The 19,346-nt window shown below is 60.3% G+C and carries 18 protein-coding genes; 9 read left to right on the top strand and 9 right to left on the bottom strand.

Translation table 11 applies throughout. The annotated features are described in order from the left end of the window. Positions 1 to 747: a bifunctional 2-polyprenyl-6-hydroxyphenol methylase/3-demethylubiquinol 3-O-methyltransferase UbiG gene (gene ubiG / locus ACR0I0_RS16465; protein WP_209834178.1), complete on the bottom strand. Its 747-nt coding sequence runs from the start codon at positions 745 to 747 to the stop codon at positions 1 to 3. Positions 748 to 795: 48 nt separating this feature from the next. Here ubiG and pip point away from each other — a divergent pair, with 48 nt between their 5' ends. From pip to infB, 6 genes are all read left to right on the top strand, one after another. Further along, entirely contained in the window at positions 796 to 1,773 is a 978-nt protein-coding gene (gene pip, locus ACR0I0_RS16460; RefSeq protein ID WP_480492261.1) for a prolyl aminopeptidase, read from the top strand. After that, complete coding sequence (locus tag ACR0I0_RS16455; protein ID WP_480492259.1) at positions 1,770 to 2,591, top strand: ABC transporter substrate-binding protein; 822 nt, start codon at positions 1,770 to 1,772, stop codon at positions 2,589 to 2,591. The genes pip and ACR0I0_RS16455 overlap by 4 nt, the downstream gene beginning before the upstream one ends. A 160-nt stretch (positions 2,592 to 2,751) precedes the next feature. Then, positions 2,752 to 3,342 carry a ribosome maturation factor RimP gene (rimP, locus tag ACR0I0_RS16450; RefSeq protein WP_152459779.1) on the top strand — a complete coding sequence of 197 codons (591 nt, stop codon included), beginning with the start codon at positions 2,752 to 2,754 and terminating at the stop codon, positions 3,340 to 3,342. Then, positions 3,342 to 4,961: a transcription termination factor NusA gene (gene nusA, locus ACR0I0_RS16445; protein ID WP_171120181.1), complete on the top strand. Its 1,620-nt coding sequence runs from the start codon at positions 3,342 to 3,344 to the stop codon at positions 4,959 to 4,961. Before rimP ends, nusA begins: the two co-directional genes overlap by 1 nt. 22 nt (positions 4,962 to 4,983) lie before the next feature. Beyond that, the gene (locus ACR0I0_RS16440) at positions 4,984 to 5,607 is read left to right on the top strand and encodes an RNA-binding protein (protein ID WP_171635687.1); all 624 of its coding nucleotides are present in this window, start codon (positions 4,984 to 4,986) and stop codon (positions 5,605 to 5,607) included. Positions 5,608 to 5,615: 8 nt separating this feature from the next. Beyond that, on the top strand, positions 5,616 to 8,090 hold the full coding sequence (gene infB, locus ACR0I0_RS16435) for a translation initiation factor IF-2 (protein WP_171724130.1): 2,475 nt from the start codon (positions 5,616 to 5,618) through the stop codon (positions 8,088 to 8,090). A 70-nt stretch (positions 8,091 to 8,160) separates the two neighbouring features. Here infB and ACR0I0_RS16430 read toward each other — a convergent pair whose 3' ends face one another. The 6 genes from ACR0I0_RS16430 to ACR0I0_RS16405 form a co-directional block, all read right to left on the bottom strand. Continuing rightward, entirely contained in the window at positions 8,161 to 8,985 is an 825-nt protein-coding gene (locus ACR0I0_RS16430) for an alpha/beta hydrolase (protein ID WP_480492257.1), read from the bottom strand. Between the two features lie 3 nt (positions 8,986 to 8,988). Further along, positions 8,989 to 9,873 carry a tryptophan 2,3-dioxygenase gene (locus ACR0I0_RS16425; protein WP_480492256.1) on the bottom strand — a complete coding sequence of 295 codons (885 nt, stop codon included), beginning with the start codon at positions 9,871 to 9,873 and terminating at the stop codon, positions 8,989 to 8,991. 64 nt (positions 9,874 to 9,937) lie between these two features. After that, positions 9,938 to 10,966, bottom strand: a complete 1,029-nt coding sequence (gene tdh, locus ACR0I0_RS16420; RefSeq protein WP_480492310.1) for an L-threonine 3-dehydrogenase — start codon at positions 10,964 to 10,966, stop codon at positions 9,938 to 9,940. A gap of 19 nt (positions 10,967 to 10,985) precedes the next feature. After that, on the bottom strand, positions 10,986 to 11,936 hold the full coding sequence (locus tag ACR0I0_RS16415; protein ID WP_480492254.1) for a PLP-dependent cysteine synthase family protein: 951 nt from the start codon (positions 11,934 to 11,936) through the stop codon (positions 10,986 to 10,988). Further along, positions 11,933 to 13,120 (bottom strand): glycine C-acetyltransferase, encoded by a 1,188-nt coding sequence (locus ACR0I0_RS16410; RefSeq protein WP_480492252.1) that lies wholly within the window; start codon positions 13,118 to 13,120, stop codon positions 11,933 to 11,935. The genes ACR0I0_RS16415 and ACR0I0_RS16410 overlap by 4 nt, the downstream gene beginning before the upstream one ends. Positions 13,121 to 13,230: 110 nt before the next feature. Then, entirely contained in the window at positions 13,231 to 13,794 is a 564-nt protein-coding gene (locus tag ACR0I0_RS16405) for a helix-turn-helix domain-containing protein (protein WP_480492250.1), read from the bottom strand. 116 nt (positions 13,795 to 13,910) lie between these two features. Here ACR0I0_RS16405 and ACR0I0_RS16400 point away from each other — a divergent pair, with 116 nt between their 5' ends. Then, positions 13,911 to 15,086: an acetyl-CoA C-acyltransferase family protein gene (locus ACR0I0_RS16400; protein WP_480492248.1), complete on the top strand. Its 1,176-nt coding sequence runs from the start codon at positions 13,911 to 13,913 to the stop codon at positions 15,084 to 15,086. 94 nt (positions 15,087 to 15,180) lie between these two features. Here the strand turns inward: ACR0I0_RS16400 and ubiB are convergent, their stop codons facing one another. Further along, on the bottom strand, positions 15,181 to 16,710 hold the full coding sequence (ubiB, locus tag ACR0I0_RS16395; RefSeq protein WP_210093233.1) for a 2-polyprenylphenol 6-hydroxylase: 1,530 nt from the start codon (positions 16,708 to 16,710) through the stop codon (positions 15,181 to 15,183). Between the two features lie 3 nt (positions 16,711 to 16,713). Beyond that, entirely contained in the window at positions 16,714 to 17,466 is a 753-nt protein-coding gene (gene ubiE, locus ACR0I0_RS16390; protein WP_171724136.1) for a bifunctional demethylmenaquinone methyltransferase/2-methoxy-6-polyprenyl-1,4-benzoquinol methylase UbiE, read from the bottom strand. Positions 17,467 to 17,552: 86 nt separating this feature from the next. Here ubiE and mutM point away from each other — a divergent pair, with 86 nt between their 5' ends. Both mutM and ACR0I0_RS16380 read left to right on the top strand, forming a co-directional pair. Next, the gene (gene mutM / locus ACR0I0_RS16385) at positions 17,553 to 18,404 is read left to right on the top strand and encodes a bifunctional DNA-formamidopyrimidine glycosylase/DNA-(apurinic or apyrimidinic site) lyase (RefSeq protein WP_480492246.1); all 852 of its coding nucleotides are present in this window, start codon (positions 17,553 to 17,555) and stop codon (positions 18,402 to 18,404) included. 66 nt (positions 18,405 to 18,470) lie between these two features. Next, a complete protein-coding gene (locus tag ACR0I0_RS16380; RefSeq protein ID WP_117870917.1) occupies positions 18,471 to 19,247 on the top strand; it encodes an enoyl-CoA hydratase in 777 nt (258 codons plus the stop codon). Positions 19,248 to 19,346: the final 99 nt, after the last annotated feature.

The raw sequence follows: 19,346 nt of genomic DNA, 5'->3' as shown, positions 1-19,346 counted from the left end.
CTACTGTGGCTTCACGCTCGCCGTCACGTAATTCACGCTCAAGTCCCGATCCGAGATGGACCAGCTCCACAGGATTGGGTTGAACACGAACCCTTTGCGGTCCACCGGGTCCAGCCCGGCCTGACGCAGCAGGTCGAACAGCTCGTCCGGCGTGATGAACTTGTTCCATTCATGGGTGCCGCGCGGCAGCCAGCGCATGACGACCTCGGCCCCGAAAATCGCCATCGCATAGGATTTCGGGTTGCGGTTGATGGTGGAGCAGATCAGCAAGCCACCCGGTTTCAGCAAGTCTTGCGATGCGGTCAGAAAGCCAAGGGGATCGGCCACATGTTCGACCACCTCCATGTTCAGCACCACGTCGAATTGTTCGCCTGCTGCAGCCATGTCTTCGGCGGTTGTGTGGCGATAATCGATTTGCAGCCCCGATTGCTCGGCATGGATGCGGGCCACGGGCAGGTTGCCCTCGGCGGCGTCGGCACCCACAACTTCAGCACCGAGCCGCGCCATGGGTTCGCTCAGCAGCCCGCCGCCGCAGCCGATATCCAGCAGGCGCAGGCCTTCGAACGGCACAGGCGACTTTAGGTCGCGATCGAATTCTCCGGCGATCTGCTGCGTTATATAGTCCAGCCGGCACGGGTTAAGCATGTGCAATGGTTTGAATTTCCCGTGCGGGTCCCACCATTCGGCGGCCATCGCCTCGAATTTTGCGATCTCGGACGGGTCCACCGTGTTCGGATGCGCTTGCATTCCTGTCTCCGTGTGCTCTTTTACGCTTAAGGACTATATAGGGCCATAATGGACAAGTACCCGGACCAAAAGCGCGCAGTTCAATATCTGTACCCGCCGATCGACCCTTTCGACCAGCGGATGGTCAATATGGGCGATGGGCACCGTATTTATGTGGAACAATGCGGAAATCCTGACGGCATACCCGTCGTGATCCTGCACGGGGGGCCGGGTGGGGGGTGCAGCCCGGCCATGAGGCGATACTTCGATCCTCAGGCTTACAGGGTGATTCTGTTTGACCAGCGCGGATGTGGCCGGTCGCGCCCCACCGCCTCGGTCGAGGACAACACGACGTGGCATCTGGTGGCCGACATAGAGCGGCTGCGCAAACTCTTCGAGATCGAAGAATGGATCGCTTTTGGCGGAAGCTGGGGGGCGACTCTGGCGTTGATCTATGCCCAGACCCATCCCGATCGCGTCAGTCGACTGGTGTTGCGCGGGGTGTTCCTTGCGACTCAGGCCGAGCTTGACTGGTTTTACGGCGGTGGCGCCGGGCGGTTTTGGCCCGAGCAATGGCAGAAATTCACCTCGCTGCTGCCCGAGGTTGAACTGAACGACACCATTGCCGCCTATAACAAACGTCTGTTTTCGGGCGACCGCGCGACAGAGATCCTGTATGCGCGGGCCTGGTCGCATTGGGAAAACGCGCTGGCCTCGATCCACACCAACGGATCGGTTGGCGAAAGCCCCGGCGAATACGCGCGCACCTTTGCGCGGCTCGAGAATCACTATTTCACCAACAAGGCGTTTCTGGAAACGGACGGGCAGATTCTGGATCAGATGGACCGGATCGCGCATATCCCCGGCCATATCGTGCAGGGGCGCTATGACATGATCTGCCCGCCGCAGGCCGCCTGGTCGCTGGCGGAACGCTGGCCGAATGCCGAACTGAAGATGGTTCGTCAGGCGGGGCACGCCCTGTCCGAGCCGGGCATCAGCGCGGAACTGGTGCGAATCATGGACCGTGTGGCGGAGGGTGTCGCATGACCCGCATCGATCGCCGTGCTCTCTTTGCCTCTGGTGCCGCTGCCGCATTGCTAGCGGCGACAGGAGCATCCCTTGCCGGTACGCCCAAGAAAGGCGGGACATTGCGTCTGGCTGTTCCGCGCGATGACAGCCTCGAGCAAGTGGCGCGTGGGGCCGTTTTCGACACAATGACCGAAATCGCCCCGGATGGTACGTTGCGCGGTGAGCTTGCGACCGGCTGGCAAACCGACGCCGACGCACGGGTCTGGAACTTTGATCTGCGTGATGACGCGGTCTTTCACGATGGCGAACCCTTGCAGATTGCCGATGTCCTGGCCGTTCTGGCCGAAATCGGAAGGCCCGAGGCGCTTGCCCCCAACCGCCTGCGGCTTGAACTTGCCGAGGCAAATCCCGGATTGCCATTCCTGTTGGCCGACAGCCGCTTTGTTGTTGCGCGCGCCGGTGAAACCGTATCCCCGTTGCGCAAAGCCTACGGCACCGGCTGCTATCGTGTCGAACGGGCAGAAGATGGCCGCCATTTTCTGGGCCGCCGTGTCGAGGGGCATTATAAAGATGGTCAGGCCGGATGGGCTGACGCGGTTGAAGTCATTGTAATCCCGGACCCAGCCGTGCGCGCCGAGGCGCTGCGGGACGGGTATGTCGATATCGCGGCGCTTCCGGATCGGGCCGGAATGCGAGGCACGCGCGGTGTCCGGTTCCACCCCTCCGAGGCCGACATGGCCCTTGCCGTATCGGATTCTGTCGGGATGCCGCGGCAGATTGCCGGGAACGGTGCGCTGGACGATGGCCGCATCGCCGAACGGTGGTGGATGGTGTAAATCCGAATGCGAATCCCTCAGGGGGTTGCAGACTCGGGCCATCCTGCGTATATGCAGTTTCAACAGCGGCGCGTTGGACTTCTGGTCCAAGGCTCCACCGGAAAATTCGACGGGCCGCGCGCCCGTTTTTTTGTGCCCGACTGACAGGGTAGAGTACCAGATGACAAACGACCTGATAGCAAAAGCTGCCATTGACCGGCGACTGGCCGAGATCATCACGCCCGTGATCGAAGATCTGGGGTATGAGCTGGTCCGTATCCGCCTGATGAGCGGCAAGCAGACTACGCTTCAGATCATGGCCGACAAGCCCGATGGCGGTATCGAAGTGGATGATTGCGCCGAGATTTCCAACGCGGTCAGCGCCACGCTGGATGTCGAGGACCCAATCCTTGATGCCTATACGCTTGAGGTGTCCAGCCCCGGTATCGACCGCCCTCTGACCCGTCTGAAGGATTTCGAGACCTTCGAAGGCTATGAGGCCAAGATCGAGACCGCCGAACTGATTGACGGCCGCCGACGCTTCAAGGGCGAATTGGCGGGGATCGAAGGGGACGAGGTTCTGATCAACATCCCCGAGGGGGATGAAACCATCACCATCGGTCTGCAATTCGACTGGCTGAGCGACGCCAAGCTGGTCCTGACCGATGACCTGATCAAGGAAATGCTGCGCCAGCGCAAAGACGCCGGTGCCCTGAACGAAAACGCTTTCGACGAGATTGAGACCGAAGGGTCCGAAGAGGAGACGAACTGATGGCAATCACCTCAGCCAACCAGCTGGAGCTGTTGCAGACCGCCGAGGCCGTGGCCCGCGAAAAGATGATCGACCCCGGTCTGGTTGTCGAAGCGATGGAGGAATCGCTCGCCCGCGCCGCCAAGAGCCGCTACGGCGCCGAGATGGACATCCGCGTGTCGATCGACCGCAAGACCGGCAAGGCGACCTTTACCCGCGTCCGTACCGTGGTCGAAGATGAGGAGCTTGAGAACTATCAGGCCGAAATGACCGTCGAGCAGGCCAAGCAGTATATGGAAGCGCCCGAGGTTGGTGACGTCTTCGTCGAAGAGGTCCCGCCGGTTGAGATGGGCCGGATCGCGGCTCAGTCCGCCAAGCAGGTGATTTTGCAGAAGGTGCGCGAAGCCGAGCGTGACCGTCAGTACGAAGAATTCAAGGATCGCGCCGGTACCATCATCAACGGTGCGGTCAAGCGCGAAGAGTTTGGCAATGTCATCGTCGATCTGGGCGGTGCCGAGGCGGTTCTGCGCCGCAACGACAAGATCGGCCGCGAAAGCTATCGCCCGAATGACCGGGTGCGCGCCTATATCAAAGAGGTTCGCCGCGAAGTGCGTGGCCATCAGATCTTCCTGTCGCGCACAGCGCCGGAATTCATGGCCGAGCTGTTCAAGATGGAAGTGCCGGAAATCTATGACGGCATCATCGAGGTCAAGGCCGTGGCCCGTGACCCCGGTTCGCGCGCCAAGATCGCCGTGATTTCCTATGATGGTTCGATCGACCCCGTCGGTGCCTGCGTTGGTATGCGCGGCAGCCGTGTTCAGGCGGTCGTGAACGAGCTTCAGGGTGAAAAGATCGACATCATCCCGTGGAACGAAGACCAGCCTACCTTCCTGGTGAACGCGTTGCAGCCTGCCGAGGTTTCCAAGGTGGTTCTGGACGAAGAAGCCGGCAAGATCGAGGTTGTCGTGCCAGAAGAACAACTGTCGCTGGCCATCGGTCGCCGCGGTCAGAACGTGCGTCTGGCCAGCCAGCTGACCGGCCTGGACATCGACATCATGACCGAGGCCGAAGAATCGGCCCGCCGCCAGAAGGAATTCGAAGCCCGTACCAAACTGTTCATGGACAGCCTGGATCTGGACGAATTCTTTGCTCAGCTGCTGGTCTCGGAAGGCTTCACCAACCTCGAAGAAGTTGCCTATGTCGAAATTGAGGAACTGTTGGTCATCGACGGCGTCGACGAAGGTACCGCGCAGGAACTGCAAACCCGCGCCCGCGAATTCCTGGAAGCACAGGCCAAGGCGGCACTGGATGCGGCGCGTGAATTGGGGGCCGAGGACAGTCTCATTGAATTCGAAGGTCTGACACCCCAGATGGTAGAGGCGCTGGCCAGGGACGACGTGAAGACTCTGGAAGACTTTGCAACTTGCGCCGACTGGGAACTGGCCGGTGGCTGGACGACCGTCGATGGTGAGCGTGTCAAGGATGACGGTGTATTGGAGCCTTTCGGCGTAACGCTGGAAGAGGCGCAAGATATGGTCATGACGGCGCGTATCCTGCTGGGTTGGGTTGATCCGGCCGAGCTGGAACAGGCGGAAGAAGACGTCGACGGCGACGCAGCAGACGAGGAGGTCGAGGCCTGATCTCGGGCTTCGGGTGGCGTGTATGAGTCGCGGTGGCGCCCATAAGGATCGGTCCGACGGACCCGAGCGCAAGTGTATCGCCACAGGCGAGGTGCAGCCCAAAAACGGGCTGATCCGCTTTGTGGCGGGGCCGGACGGTCAGGTTTTTCCGGATGTCGCGGCGAAACTGCCCGGGCGGGGGGTCTATGTGGCGGCGGATCGTGCCGCCCTGGACAAGGCCGTTGGCAAGAAACTGTTTGCGCGGGGGTTCAAGGCGCAGGTGTCTGTGCCCAAGGACCTGGCGGAAAAGGTTGAACAGCAGATCGCGCGCCGCGTTGTCGAGCTGCTCAGCCTGGCGCGCAAGTCCGGCGACGCGGTCGCGGGGTATGAAAAGGTCAAGACGTGGCTGGACCGGGAAGAGGCGCAGGTGCTGATTCAGGCCGCCGATGGATCGGGGCGCGGCAAGTCCAAACTGAGCACGCCGCACTTCGGGAAATACATAGGTTGGCTGACGGCAGACGAATTAGGACAGGCATTTGGGCGCCAAACGGTGATTCATGCGGCCTTGGCCTCTGGCGGACTCGCCAAACGTGTTGTAGAGGAAGCGCAGCGCCTGCGTGGCTTGCGCGAAACGGATGACGGCGGCAGGGGCCGCGCGGAAGGGTAAAGAGCTTTATGAGCGATAATGACGGCAAAAAGACATTGGGTCTTCGTGGCGGGGCACGCCCCGGAAATGTGAAACAGAGTTTCAGCCACGGACGCACCAAGAATGTCGTGGTGGAAACCAAACGCAAACGCGTGGTGGTTCCCAAGCCGGGCGCAGCAAAGCCGGGTGGCGGTGCTGCACCTTCGGGTGATCCGTCGCGTCGTCCTGCGGGCATTTCCGATGCGGAAATGGCGCGCCGCATGAAGGCGTTGCAAGCGGCCAAGGCGCGTGAGGCCGAAGAGGCCGCGGCGCGCGAGGCTGCTGAAAAGGCGCGCGAAGAAGAGCGCGCCCGCCGCCGTGCGGAACAGGAAGCCAAAGAACGCGAACAGCGCGAAGCCGAAGAGCGTGCGCGTCAGAAGGCTGAGGAAGAAGAGCGCAAGCGCAAAGAGGCGGAAGAAGCCGCCAAACGCGCCGCTGCCGCGCCCGCACCGGAAGAGCCCAAAGCGGCTCGCGCCCCGGCCAGCAAACCTGCGCCGGCAGCCACGCCGCGCAAACAGGATCGCGAACGTGAGCAGCGTGGTCGTGGCAAAGGTCGCGATGACAACCGCCGTTCGGGCAAGCTGACTCTGGGTCAGGCGACCGGTGGCGAGGGCAACCGTCAGCGCTCGATGGCCGCGATGAAGCGCAAGCAGGAGCGTGCGCGTCAGAAAGCCATGGGCGGTGCCGTTGAACGGGAAAAGGTGATCCGCGACGTACAGCTGCCCGAGGCGATCATGGTCTCGGAACTGGCCAACCGTATGGCCGAGCGTGTGGCTGACGTGGTCAAATCGCTGATGCAGATGGGCATGATGGTCACGCAGAACCAGACCATCGACGCAGACACCGCGGAACTGATCATCGAAGAATTTGGCCACAAGGTCACTCGCGTATCCGATTCGGATGTTGAAGACGTCATCAAAGAGGTCGAAGACAGCGAAGACGATCTGCAGCCGCGTCCGCCGGTCATCACCATCATGGGTCACGTCGACCACGGCAAGACCTCGCTGTTGGACGCAATCCGCGACGCGCGCGTTGTGGCGGGTGAGGCCGGTGGCATCACCCAACATATCGGCGCGTATCAGGTGAAAACCGATGGCGGCACCACGCTGACCTTCCTGGATACTCCGGGCCACGCGGCGTTTACGTCGATGCGCTCGCGCGGTGCTCAGGTTACGGATATCGTGGTTCTGGTCGTCGCGGCTGACGACGCGGTGATGCCGCAGACGATCGAAGCGATCAACCACGCAAAAGCGGCCGAAGTACCGATGATCGTGGCGATCAACAAGGTCGACAAGCCGGATGCAAACCCGGACAAGGTCCGCACCGATCTGCTGCAACACGAAGTGATCGTCGAGAAAATGTCCGGTGAAGTCCAGGATGTCGAAGTGTCCGCAATCACGGGTCAGGGTCTGGACGAATTGCTGGAAGCCATCGCGCTTCAGGCCGAGATTCTGGAACTGAAGGCAAACCCGAACCGCGCCGCACAAGGTGCCGTGATCGAGGCGCAGCTGGACGTGGGTCGTGGCCCGGTCGCCACGGTTCTGGTTCAGAACGGCACACTGCGTCAGGGCGATATCTTCGTTGTGGGTGAGCAGTACGGTAAGGTCCGCGCGCTGATCAACGACAAGGGTGAACGCGTCAAGGAAGCTGGCCCCTCGGTTCCGGTCGAGGTTCTGGGCCTGAACGGTACGCCCGAGGCCGGTGACGTTCTGAACGTGACCGAGACCGAAGCGCAGGCCCGCGAAATCGCCGCTTATCGCGAACAAGCCGCCAAGGACAAACGTGCCGCCGCTGGTGCCGCAACCACCCTTGAGCAGCTGATGCAGAAGGCGAAAGAAGACGAGAACGTGGCCGAGTTGCCGATCCTCGTCAAAGCCGATGTGCAGGGTTCTGCCGAAGCCATCGTTCAGGCGATGGAAAAGATCGGCAACGAAGAAGTGCGCGTGCGCGTTCTGCACTCGGGTGTGGGCGCGATCACCGAAACGGATGTCGGTCTGGCGGAGGCTTCCGGCGCGCCGGTCTTTGGCTTCAACGTCCGTGCCAACGCATCGGCGCGGAACACGGCGAACCAAAAGGGTGTCGAGATCCGCTACTACTCGGTGATCTATGACCTGGTCGACGACGTGAAAGCGGCCGCATCCGGCCTGCTGAGCGCCGAGATCCGCGAGAAGTTCATCGGCTATGCCGAGATCCGCGAAGTCTTCAAGGTTACCGGTGTCGGCAAGGTTGCCGGCTGTCTGGTGACCGAAGGTGTTGCCCGCCGTTCCGCAGGCGTTCGCCTGCTGCGCGACAACGTGGTGATCCACGAAGGCACGCTGAAGACCCTGAAGCGCTTCAAAGACGAAGTGGCCGAGGTCCAGTCGGGTCAGGAATGTGGTATGGCGTTCGAGAACTACGACGATATCCGCCAGGGCGACGTGATCGAGATATTCGAGCGCGAAGAAGTTACCCGTACCCTGGATTGATCCCAAGCGGGATGGACACAAAAAACAGCGGCACCGGTCGGGCCGCTGTTTTTGTTTGAAAAATGCCTCATTACGTGTCGGGCAGGAATGTTCCGGAATGCAGGATGATGTCGAAATGGTGCATTCCGTGTTTCAAGGCAAAGCTGACCGAGTGCCCGGCCTTGCGCAGCCGTTCCGCATAGTCGCGGCTTTGACGAATGAATTCGCCGGTGTCCCGTTCCCCCACTGAAACATGATAGCGGGGGCCCGGTGGGGGCAGGTTGCGGATCGGGGACAGATCGTTCACTTCGACTGGGGTCAGGTGCAGCGGGTCATTCACGGATGTCAAACTGACGGGTTCCAGATCGTAGACGCCGCTGATCAGAAGCACGTCACGCACACGCAGCCCGGCGCGGGCCAATGCACCGGCCGAGGTCGCCATGACCATGCTTGCCAGATGGGCGCCGGCACTGTGCCCTGACAAGGTGATCCGCGTCGGGTCGAATCCCAGTGCCCCGGCTTGTGACGCAAGCCACAGAAGGGCGTCGCGGCATTCGTCGACCATTTGATCCAGCCGCGCATCCGGGGCAAGCGTGTAGTTCAAGGTGGCAAAGGATTGCTCGGCTTCGATCAGCGCCGGGGCCATCATGGCCGATTCGCGCTGGCTGAGATCCTGCCAATACCCACCGTGAATAAAGACATGCAACGGGGCGCCGGCCCCCTTCGCAGGAAAGAAATCCAGCACCTGGACCGGGGTGTCGCCATAGGCTAGGTTGGCCTGAACGGGCAGCTCGGCACGGGCTTGCGCACTCAGCGTTTGATAGCTGGCCAGATAAGGGGTCAGGTCGCCACCGATCATCGAACTGGGAGAGTATTCCCGCTCCAGTTCGGCTTGTGAAAATCCGCGATACAGCATGGCTCAGCCCTGCCCGCTGTACATGAGTTCCGTCCGCACATCATAGAGGTCATGGAAGAACCGCAACTCAAGTGCTTTTCGCAAGAAAGCCACGCCGCTGGAACCTCCGGTACCGGGTTGCATTCCGATCACACGTTCAACCGCCGTGGCGTGGTCAAAGCGCCAGCGTTGAAACAGGCTTTCCACATCCATGAGCTTTTCTGCCAGCGCATACAGATCCCAATATTTGTCCGTGTTGCGGAACACGTCGACCCAGATCTGAACCACGCGCGGATCACCGGAATAGGGTGCAGAGTAGTCCCGCTCGATCAAGTCCTTTGGAACGTCGAACCCCTGTCGGGCCAGCATGTGCAACACTTCGTCATACAGGGACGGTTTGGTCAGGGCGGCGTTCAGCATCTCCATCACCTCGGGGTCATGCTCGTGCACTTTCAGAGTCGAGGCATCCTTATTGCCCAGAATGAACTCGATCTGCCTGTACCCATAGCTTTGAAACCCGGAAGAGTTGCCGAGGGCCTGCCGAAACGTCATATAGTCGGCCGGCGTCATGGTCAGCAGGGTTTCCCAGGCCGCAATCAATTGCCGTTGAATGGCCTTGATACGGTCGAGGTTTTTCATGGCGGGCCCGAATTCGTCTTGTTGCAGGAACCGGCGGACCTCGACCAGTTGGTGATGCATCAGTTTCAGCCACAGCTCACTGACCTGATGAATGATGATGAACAGCATCTCGTCAGGTTGTGCGGGGTCCTGAAAGGTTTTTTGCAGGTTCAGCAGCGTCTTCAGTTGCAGGAAGTCGCCATAGCTTTTGCGGTGCGTTTCGGCGAAATCAGTGACCAGGGTGTCTTCGACCCCCCGTTGCAACAGACGATCGTCTTTGTTCTCGCCCATCTCATGCCTCCATTGTGCAAGTTCTGCACCTGTCTAGGGGCTGAACTTGCAACTTTCCAGCGCGTTAGGTCCAGTCCAGAACAACCTTGCCGGACAGGCCTGATTTCATCGCGGAAAACCCTTTAGCGAAATCATCAACCGCAAAGCGATGCGTGATCACGCGGGACACATCCAGACCGTTTTGCAGCATGGCGATCATCTTGTACCACGTTTCGAACATCTCACGCCCATAGACCCCCTTGATCGTGATCGCCTTGAACACGATGCGCGACCAGTCGACCGGAGATTTGCCCGGTGGAATCCCCAGCAACGCGATCTTTCCACCCATCACCAACGCTTCGACCATCTGGTCCAGGGCGGCTTGCGAGCCGGACATTTCAAGCCCGACATCGAACCCTTCCTTCATCCCAAGCTCGGCGATGACGTCCCGCAATTCCTCGGTGGAGACATCGACGGTCCGCACCGAAGGAACCACATGTTCGGCCAGTTTCAATCGGTCTGCGTTGATGTCGGTGATGACCACGTTGCGTGCACCCGCGTGACGAGCGACGGCAGCGGCCATGATACCGATGGGGCCCGCACCCGTGATCAGAACGTCCTCTCCCAGCAAATCAAAGCTGAGGGCAGTATGCACTGCGTTGCCCAGCGGATCGAGGATGGCTCCGATCTCATCCGGTATGTCGTCGGGCAAGGGAACCACGTTGAAAGCAGGCAGTTTCAGATACTCGGCAAATGCGCCCTGTTCGTTTACTCCTATGCCCCGCGTGCCCGGATCCAGGTGGAACTTTCCGGCGCGGCTCTGGCGGCTGTCGGTGGTGATCAGATGACCTTCGCCCGAGCACCGCTGGCCGATTTCAAGCCCTGTCACGTTGCGTCCGATCTCGACGATCTCTCCGGCAAACTCATGGCCGGTGATCATCGGAACCGGCACGGTATGAGAGGCCCATTCATCCCAGTTCCAGATATGGATGTCGGTGCCGCAGATGCCCGTCTTGTGGATGCGGATCAGCACGTCATCCGGGCCGATTTCGGGGATCGGGGCCTGCACCATCCACAGCCCCTCTTCGGGTTTGGATTTTTCCAGTGCTTTCATCGTGTTGGGTCGCATGGACTTACTCCCACAAATCGGTCGACAGGTATTTCAGGCCGCTGTCACACATGATGATTGCGACGCATCCGCCTTCCTCGGGACCGCGAAGCAGTTCAATTGCCGCGGCAAGGTTCGCGCCTGCCGAATAACCGGCGAATATCCCCTCGGTGCGGGCCAGAAGCCGGGCACAATCCCGCGCGGCCTTTCCCGAAACAGCAAGGTGTCCTGCCAATTGGGTGTCCTTCAGATGCACCAGATCACCCATGGCGTAACCACCGCCCTGAATGGGGTGATCCGGGATCGAAACCGGTTCACCGGCCAATGCGCGTGCGCCTTCGGGTTCTATGGCATAACACCGTACGCCGCGTCGGTTCAGATACTCTGCCGCGCCAGCCAGTGTTCCACCGGATCCTGCAAAATCGCAGAATGCCGTAACGGTGCCTTCGGATTGCGCCCAGATCTCGGGCCCGGTTCCGGTTTCGTGGGCCTTGGGATTTCCCGAATGACCAAATTGATCGGCACGATATGCGTTACGTTCGGCTGTGATGCGTTTCGCCTCGACATCGACCAGTTCAAGATCGGCGCCCGAGACTTCGCCGGGTTTGCTGCCCGGGGCCTGGGGCACGATGACAACTTCGGCCCCCAGGGCCCGCATCATACGTGCACGTTCGACCGAGTTCCCGGCGCTCATGACTGCCACGAAAGGATGGCCCAGAATACCGCAAACGATAGCCAGCCCGGTTCCCATATTGCCCGAGGTCAGCTCGACCACCGTTTGCCCAGGTGACAGAGAACCGTCTGCGCGCGCCGTTTCGATGATGGACTTTGCCGCGCGGTCCTTTTTCGAAAACCCCGGCAGCAAGTAGTCGAGCTTGGCGATGATACGCCCGTTCAGCTTCTGCTGGGCACACACGCGCGACAGTTCAACCATGGGGGTGTCGCCGATCACATCAATGACCGATGGAAGGATCATTCGATGACCCCCAGTTCTTTGCCGACCTTGCCAAATGCGGACAGGGCGCGGTCCAGTTCATCCTTGGTCAGCGCCGCGTTCATCTGCGTTCTGATCCGCGCTTGCCCGCGTGGGACGACCGGGAAGAAGAAGCCCGAAACATAGACGCCTTCGTCGAACAGTCGTGAGGCCATGTCTTGTGCCAGCGTCGCCTCACCCAGCATCACCGGGATGATCGGGTGTTCCCCGGGCAGCAGGTCAAAACCAAGCTTTTCCAAGCCAGCGCGCCAGTACTTGGCGTTTCCGAACAGTTGCGCGCGCAGCATGTCGCCTTCTTCGACCAGACGGATCGCCTCCAATCCGGCAGCGACGATGGAGGGCGGCAGCGAGTTTGAGAACAGATAGGGCCGCGCCCGCTGCCGCAGCAGGTCGATCACTGGCTGCGGCCCGGCGATATAGCCGCCGATTGCCCCCCCAAGTGCCTTGCCCAAGGTTCCCGTCAGAATATCCACATCGACGCCGAAATGATCCGGTGTGCCGGCCCCGTTCGGCCCCATGAAGCCGGTCGCGTGGCAATCGTCCACCATGACAATCGCATCGTATTTATCGGCCAGTTCCCGGATTTTCGGCAGGTTGGCCAGATAGCCGTCCATCGAGAACACGCCATCGGTGGCGATCATGATGTGCCGCGCCCCGTCCTCACGCGCCTGTTTCAGCCAGGCTTCGAGATCGTTCATGTCGTTGTTCAGATAGCGATAGCGTTTGGCCTTGCACAGCCGCACGCCGTCGATGATCGAGGCGTGGTTCAGGCTGTCCGAAATGATGGCGTCTTCCGGTCCCAGCAGAGGTTCAAACAGCCCGCCGTTGGCGTCGAAACAGGCGGCAAAAAGGATGGAGTCGTCCTTGTTCAGGAAACTGGCAAGACGTTGTTCCAGTTCGCGGTGAATGTCTTGCGTGCCACAGATGAACCGAACCGACGCCATGCCGAATCCCTTGGGGCCCATGGCTTGTGTTGCGGCCTCGATCAGCGCGGGATGATCCGCCAGACCCAGATAGTTGTTGGCACAGAGGTTGATCACCTGCTTGCCGCCGACAGTAATCTCACCGCCCTGAGGCGAGGTGATCATTCGTTCGCGTTTGTAAAGACCCTCAGATTCGATCTGCGCAAGTGTGTCCGTGATATGGGACAGGAATGCATCTGCCATGGCGACCTCCGTTCAACTGAGTCGCACATCTAACATAGCGGATGAAATTCCCAAATAGGGGAAATTCAATATGAAGGAAAAAAATCCGTGAAGATGGAATTTCGCGGGTGTCAGGCGTTTTTTACGATCAGGAATACCCGGGCCGGTCCTTTGGCACAGATGGAATGCGCAATGTCGGCGGCATATCGGGCCGTGTCCCCCTGGTTCAACTCGGTCACCGCAATGCCTGAAGTGACCTTGACCGTGCCTTCCAGCACGGTGAGCTGTTCACGGGCACCGCGGGCATGGGGTTGGCTGTTCAGGGCCCCGTCCTCGTCGAATTCGATATCATAGACTTCATGACCCCCGGCCTCTTCCGGCGGTGACAGGATACGAATTCGGCAGTTCTGCCCCATATTGTCGATGCTTGGGACCTCGGAGCTTCGCAGAACCTCGATCTGGTCCGTGGTCTTTGTGCCCTCCAAGAGACCGGCGAAATCCACCTGCAAGGCGCGTGTCAGGTTCCACAAGGTCGAGATCGTCGGGCTGCTTTCGCCGCGTTCGATCTGACTGACCATGGACCGGGACACACCGCTGAGATTGGCGACCGCTTCCAGGGACAGGCCTTTGGCCCGGCGTGCCTCTTTCAGGCGGGCGGGCAGGAGGTTCAGGATATCGTCTGTGTCTTCCGTCATGACGGAATCCATGGGGGCTGCGCAACGCAATGTCAATTCCCGCCGTGACGGGACGTCTGGGGCGACAGTGCCATTCTGCGCATGCATAATGCAGCGAAATTCAGGAGGAGTAGCTCATGAGCGATATCGTTATTCTCGACGGTGCCCGCACCGCAATTGGCACCTTTGGTGGTGCGCTGGCTTCAACCGCGCCGATTGATCTGGCCACTGTCGCGACGGAAGCGGCGCTTGAGCGCTCGGGGGTTGAGGGGGCGCAGATCGGGCATGTGGTGTTCGGTCATGTGATCAACACTGAACCGCGTGACATGTATCTGTCGCGTGTTGCCGCGATGCAGGCGGGCATTCCCAACGGCACACCGGCCATGAACGTGAACCGTCTGTGCGGATCCGGCGCGCAGGCGATCGTGTCAGCCGTGCAGTCCCTGATGCTGGGCGATGCTGACTTTGCCGTTGCGGGCGGAGCAGAGAGCATGTCACGAAGCCCCTATATCGTTCCGCAGGCGCGCTGGGGCGCGAAGATGGGCGACGTCACCGCGCTGGACATGATGCTGGGCGCGTTGAACTGCCCCTTTGGCACCGGACATATGGGGGTGACGGCCGAAAACGTGGCGGATGAGCATCAAATCAGCCGCGAACAGATGGATGCGTTCGCATTGGACAGCCAGACACGTGCGGCGGCGGCGATCGAGGCCGGTTACTTCGACAGCCAGATCACTCCGGTACAGGTCAAGGTCAAGCGGGACATGGTCGATTTCAAAGTCGACGAGCATCCAAAGGCGACGACTGCCGAAGCGTTGGCCGGTCTGCGCCCGGTGTTCAAGAAGGACGGGCGTGTGACAGCCGGGAATGCCTCGGGCATCAATGACGGCGCGGCGGCGATGGTGCTGGCGACAGCGGATGCGGCCGAAAGGGCCGGTTTGAAACCGAAGGCGCGTGTGATTGGTTATGCGCATGCAGGCGTGCGGCCGGAAGTCATGGGCATCGGTCCGGTTCCGGCAGTGCAAAACCTGTTTGCGAAGACGGGTCTGTCAGCGGAAGATTTCGACGTGATCGAAAGCAATGAAGCCTTCGCCGCGCAGGCACTGGCCGTGAATCAGGAGCTTGGATTGGACGCGAGCAAGGTGAACCCCAACGGCGGTGCGATTGCGCTGGGGCATCCGGTGGGGGCCACGGGTGCGATCATCACGCTGAAAGCACTGTACGAGCTGGAACGTACCGGCGGATCCAAAGGGTTGATCACCATGTGCATCGGGGGCGGTCAGGGGATTGCCATCGCCATCGAGCGGCTCTGACCCGGAAGGGGTGCGGGGGGCTGTCTGCCCCCCATCGCGCCAGGGCGCGATCCCCCCGAGGATATTTGTGGCCAGATGGAGCAGGCGGGTTGGTTCAGCTGAGCGCGTTGATCAGCAAGACCAGCGCCGCACCTGCTGCGGCGCCGATCGTGGCGGGCAGAGCAAAGGACCAAAAGGTGGGCGTCTGCGGTTCGTCCTTCTGTGTCTGCGCAATCAGTGCGTTTTCGACCAGTGCCGGCAGACGCGGGCCGAAGCGGGCCAGCACCATTGCGGTTTTCCCAAAATCACGCAGGGCCGCCCGAGGGCCGATGGATTGTTTGATGTAGTCTTCGACCACGGGGCGGGCGACTTCCCAGATGTTCATATGAGGGTCGAGTGAGCGCGCAACGCCTTCGACGACAACCATGGTGCGTTGCAGCAGGATCAGCTCGGTTCGTGTTTCCATCCCGAACCGTTCGGTCACTTCGAACAGATAGCTCAGCAACCGCCCCATGGAAATATGCGTGGCATCCATGCCGAAGATCGGCTCGCCCACGGCACGCAGGGCGCGGGCGAACTCGTCCACGTCCTGGTTGGCGGGAACATAGCCGGCTTCGAAATGCACCTCGGCCACACGTTTGTAGTCGCGGCGGATGAAGCCAAACAGGATTTCGGCATAGACCCGGCGCGTGTATTCATCGATATGCCCCATGATGCCATAGTCATAGGCAATGATGTCTCCGTTCGCGGCGACCTTGAGGTTGCCCTGGTGCATGTCGGCGTGGAAAAAGCCGTCGCGCAGCGCATGGAGGAGGAACAGGCGCAGGACACGTTCGGCCAGATCATTGCGGTTGTGACCTGCGGCATCCAGAGCATCATTGTCACCCAGCGCGATCCCGTCCGCCCAGCTGAGCGTCATGACGCGCCGCGCGGACAGTGACCACACAACGGGCGGCAGCCAGAAGCCGGTGTCGTCCTTGGTGTTGGCGGCATATTCGGAGGCCGCCGCGCTTTCCAGACGCAGATCCAGTTCGCCGCGCACTACACCGTCGAAATGCTCGATCACCTCCACCGGTCGCAGACGGCGCGCGCCGGGGGCGAAAAGCTGGACAATTCCGGCGGCGAAATAGAACGCATCGACATCTTTGCGGAACGCGCGTTCGATCCCCGGGCGCAGGACTTTCACTGCGACATCCTCACCCGTGCTGGTCAGCTTGGCCTTGTGAACCTGCGCAATCGAGGCTGCGGCAATCGGTTCGCTGAATTCGCTGAACATGTCCGAGATCGGCTGACCCAGTTCTTTCTCGACTTCGGCCATCGCGTCGGCTTTGGAGAAAGGGGGCAGCTTGTCTTGCAGAACGCGCAGTTGCTCGGCCAGTTCATTTCCAACGACGTCAGGGCGGGTCGAAAGCACTTGCCCGAATTTGATATAGGCGGGGCCAAGCGCCGTCAGGGCGCGCGTTGCCGGTGGCATACCGGGGTCGCCTTTGTAGCCAAGCCATTGAAAGGGTTTGCCCAATGCGTGGGCTAGGATGCGTACGGCGCGCGGGGCTTCGAACGCATCCAGTACCACGTTCATGGCGCCTGTGCGCTCGAGCGTGGCGCCTGTGCGGATCAGGCGGATGATGTTATGGGGACCACGCATGTGTCAGATCTTCCAGCCGGAATGCAGCGCGGCGATACCCATGCTCAGGTTCCGGTATTTGGCGTTTTCGAAACCTGCTGTGCGAACCATGTTCAGGAACGTTTCCTGATCGGGAAATTTTCGGATCGATTCGACCAGGTACTGATAGCTGTCATAGTCATTGGCGATCAGTTTTCCCATGCGCGGGATGACGTTGAAGCTGTAAAGGTCGTAGAGCTTCTGCAGCCCCTCATTGGGCAGCTGGCTGAATTCCAGCACCATCAGGCGGCCGCCGGGTTTCAGCACGCGGTAAGCCTCGTTCAAAGCTTCTTGCGGGCGGGTGACGTTCCGAATGCCGAACGAGATCGTGTAAACATCGAATGTATTGTCTTCGAAGGGCAGGGCCATGGCATCGCCCACGACCCAGTTCAGGCTGCCCGACATCTGATCTGCCTCGGCACGTTGGCGCCCTTCGATCAGCATCGGCTCGGTCAGGTCCAGGACCGTGGCGTGGCCGTGACCCGCGCGCTTGAGGAACCTGAACGAGATGTCGCCCGTGCCACCGGCCACGTCCAGCAGCCGCTGGCCGGGGCGTGGCGCCAGCCAGTCCATCATCGCGTCCTTCCAGACCCGGTGGATGCCCATCGACATGACGTCGTTCATCACGTCATATTTCGAGGCAACCGAGTTGAACACGCCCTGTACGCGCCCTGCCTTTTCGGCCTCGGGGACGGTTTCGAAACCGAAATGAGTGGTCTTGTCGATGTTGTCGGACATTTGCCTTGCCGTTTGTCGATTTTCGCCTCTGTTATAGGGCCAAGAGAGGCGGGCACAATGCGGCCCTTTGAATTAGGAGCCCTGTAATGCCCGAATTACCTGAGGTCGAGACAGTAAGACGCGGCCTGAGTCCTGCCATGGAAGGGGTCGTGATCGAACGGGCTGATGTGAACCGCCCCGATCTGCGCTGGCCGTTCCCCGAACGTATGGCCGAACGGCTGACCGGGCAGCGGGTAGAGCGGCTGCGGCGGCGGTCGAAATACATTCTGGCGGATCTCAGCAGCGGTGAGACGATGCTGATCCACCTGGGTATGTCGGGGCGGATGACGGTGTCGGGTGACCCGTTGGGGCAATTCGTCCATGACCATCCCGCCGTGCAAAAACATGACCATGTGGTCTTTCATATGGCCAACGGCGCGCGCATCACCTTCAACGATCCCCGCCGGTTTGGCGCGATGGACCTGATGCAAACGGCCAACGCCGAAGATCACAAGTTGCTGTCGGTTCTGGGGCCTGAACCCTTGGGCAACGATTTTCACGACCAACACCTGATCAAGGCGTTCAAAGGCAAGAACACCCCTGTCAAATCCGCCCTGCTGGATCAGGGAATCGTTGCCGGTCTGGGCAATATCTATGTTTGCGAAGCTCTTTATCGCGGCCGAGTGTCGCCACGTCGCAAAGCCGGACAGATTTCCGCGCCCCGCGTGGCGGCGCTTGTTCCGATCATCCGGCAGGTGTTGCAGGACGCCATCGAAGCCGGTGGGTCTTCGCTGCGGGATTTCCGCCAAGCCGATGGAGAACTTGGATATTTTCAGCACAAGTTTGATGTCTATGGCCGCGAGGGCGAGGCCTGCCGGACCGAAGGGTGCGGAGCGCCGATCAAGAGAATCACCCAGTCCGGTCGCTCATCCTTCTATTGTGCGCAATGCCAAAGATAGCTTGATCCAAGTTTTTCGCGTGGTAAGGAATCGTACCTGAACGGAACAACCGGAAGCTTTCTCCTCATGGCTTTTGAGACGATCATCGTCGAAATCGAAGACCACGTCGCACTTATCAAACTCAACCGACCGGATGCGTTGAACGCGTTGAACACCCAGTTGCTGGGTGAGCTCTGCACTGCACTGGAAGATGCGGACAGCAACGACAAGGTGCGCTGCATCGTGATAACCGGATCGGACAAGGCCTTCGCCGCCGGCGCGGACATCAAGGAAATGTCCGAGATGAGTTTTGTCGACGTCTACAACATCAACCTTTTTGCCGATGCGAATGATCGTGTGACCGCGATTCGCAAGCCGATCATCGCGGCCGTTGCGGGCTATGCGCTGGGCGGTGGCTGTGAACTTGCCATGCTGTGCGATTTCATCATCGCGGCGGACACTGCGAAATTCGGCCAGCCCGAGATCAATCTGGGCGTCATTGCCGGTCTGGGTGGAAGTCAGCGTCTGACGCGGTTCGTGGGTAAATCCAAATCGATGGACATGAACCTGACCGGGCGTTTCATGGATGCCGACGAAGCCGAGCGTGCGGGTCTCGTCAGCCGGGTGGTGCCGGCCAAGAAGCTGATCGAAGAAGCCGTGAGCGCAGCACAGAAGATTGCCGAGAAATCGCAATTGACTGCAATGGCCGCGAAAGAAGCGGTGAACCGCAGCTACGAGCTTCCGCTGAGTGAAGGTATGTTGTTCGAGCGTCGTGTCTTCCATTCGATGTTCGCGACCGAAGATCAGAAGGAAGGCATGGCCGCGTTCCTGGAAAAGCGCACGGCGCAATTCCGCGACAAGTAAAGCGCGGGACCTCTGAGGCGGGTGTTTTAAGCCCGCCCCATATTCTTGGCCATGGTTCCAAGAATCAACTTGGCAATCTCTCGAAACTTGGCTAAAGAC

The sequence above is a fragment of the Ruegeria sp. AG6 genome (assembly GCF_056541565.1).
The sequence above is the reverse complement of the archived record's forward strand: the minus strand, read 5'-3'. Positions and strand labels throughout refer to the sequence as shown.